The following is a 1,828-nucleotide window of genomic DNA, read 5'->3' as shown; positions in this document are numbered from 1 at the left end:
AGCTCAGCTACCTAAATCGTTCCGGGTTGAGAACGGGAAAGGATTGATTTCATCGAACTTCGTTTCGTGCGGCAGCGTGAGGAACTAGAATCTGAACAATCAAACTAAACAATAATAAAATTTCAGAATAAACTTTTTTTATTTAAAACTATTTCGTTTTTAATACCCTTAACTGAAATTTTAATACAGTTTCCTAATAGTTCCTTTTCAATCTTTAATTTCAATTCACACCTATCACACATACTAATATCAGCAAGATTCAAACTATTAATACTCAAAATTTGTTGATCTGGTTTTATATTATTTTGTGAAGCCTCTGTATTATTCCAAACAAATCGTACAACGACTTTATCCTCATTTATTTTATACTTAAACCCAAAGTTGAAAAATTTAGACTTGTTAAAATCTTGGTCTTTCTTCTGTACGTACAACTGTCTTTTTGGAAAATCAAATGTTAATCTAAAATAGTTTAATATTCCTGCACCTACAGACGCAATATTGGCATTACCTATATCTGGTGCAACATAAGTAATAACATTTCTAAGAGTATCTGTTTCAAATTTGAAACCTGGAACGTGTACTACTTTGCATGTAGTAGTATCCTGAATATCACCTAAAATTGTAGTATAGAGACTTCCATTACCTCTCGTAATTTTTTTTTCCCTTAAATATTTTAGATAATTATTCTTAACTTCGAAAGTACCAGTATCACCTAAATCGAATAACATTGTCGACCTGAAACCCTCAACAAAGCCTCCAACAAAACAGGGGCTATCTCCTTTCGATATCTTCTCTTTTTGTTTCTTACCAATATTTTTAAGACCACTTAATTTATCGCTTATTACGATACCTTTAGAATCGAAACTCCAAATGCAAGATCTCATTAAATTATATCCAATTATGCCATCTATATTGCTACAATCCCCACTTGGATTTAAACTACTTTTCGAAAGAACAGAAACTCCTACTTTCTCAAAGTATAAATCATTAAACGAAACATCCAAGAAAGAAAAGTTTACATTCATTTTTGAAAGTCCATCGGTAATGCTATCCGAAAAATAGGTTATTAAACCAAGCTCATCATAAACCTCCTGCGAAATACAACTACTTTGTGCACCAGTATCGAGTAAAAATCGATAAACCTTTTTACTTCCATTCAACTTTACATTAGGTAAGACGTATTTATTATTTTTTATTTCTACTGGTAGATTGATATTAAAATCTTTATTTTTTAATTTGGATGTAGATTGGACTTTTTTATAATTATTACCACAGCACAATATACTGCTAAGAAAAAGAAACATCACAGCTACAAAATATTTCATACTCTATTAAGTTTAAAAAGGATAAGTTAATTAGATTTAACTTATCCTTATTTTCACAATTAATATTAGGTTCTATTTACTCTTTTGATAACTCTACCATCTTTTTTAACTATTTTTTCATCCCATCGACCATCTCCGTCGTGATCAAATTTTTCTACTTCTCTTAGACCTCCTCTGACAGAAACCAATTCTAAATTAGTTATCTTTTCTTTTAATAAGTTTTTCATATAATGATCTATTTCCTTGTTTTAATAACTATAGTTCCATCATTTCTGATAATTTCTTTTATATCCCATTCTCCGTCACCAGTTAAATCAATTTTATTTACCATTCTACCACCCTGAATAGAAGCCAGTTCAACTCCCGTCAATTTTTCAAAATTTTTCATTTCAATAAATTTTAAAATAGCCCTTCCCCACACAAACTTGTATAGTTCTTCCCGTTTAGCTAATTTTGCCCTTAATCAGAGTAGCTCAGCTACCTAAATCGTTCCGGGTTGAGAA

3 protein-coding genes are annotated in these 1,828 nt (G+C 30.5%); all 3 read right to left on the bottom strand.

Annotated features, from left to right (window positions below; translation table 11 throughout):
* Nucleotides 1-122: 122 nt before the first annotated feature.
* The 3 genes from ACT3CE_RS18820 to ACT3CE_RS18810 all read right to left on the bottom strand — a co-directional run bounded on the left by ACT3CE_RS18820 (nt 123) and on the right by ACT3CE_RS18810 (nt 1,713).
* Nucleotides 123-1,325: an aspartyl protease family protein gene (locus tag ACT3CE_RS18820; RefSeq protein WP_444711304.1), complete on the bottom strand. Its 1,203-nt coding sequence runs from the start codon at nt 1,323-1,325 to the stop codon at nt 123-125.
* Nucleotides 1,326-1,390: 65 nt separating this feature from the next.
* Nucleotides 1,391-1,552, bottom strand: coding sequence for a hypothetical protein (locus ACT3CE_RS18815; RefSeq protein ID WP_444711303.1), 162 nt, complete (start codon nt 1,550-1,552; stop codon nt 1,391-1,393).
* 8 nt (nt 1,553-1,560) lie between these two features.
* Nucleotides 1,561-1,713: a hypothetical protein gene (locus ACT3CE_RS18810; protein WP_444711302.1), complete on the bottom strand. Its 153-nt coding sequence runs from the start codon at nt 1,711-1,713 to the stop codon at nt 1,561-1,563.
* Between the last annotated feature and the right edge of the window lie 115 nt (nt 1,714-1,828).

The sequence above is a fragment of the Marinifilum sp. RC60d5 genome (assembly GCF_052400665.1).
GTDB lineage: Bacteria > Bacteroidota > Bacteroidia > Bacteroidales > Marinifilaceae > JBQTGK01.
The sequence above is the reverse complement of the archived record's forward strand: the minus strand, read 5'-3'. Positions and strand labels throughout refer to the sequence as shown.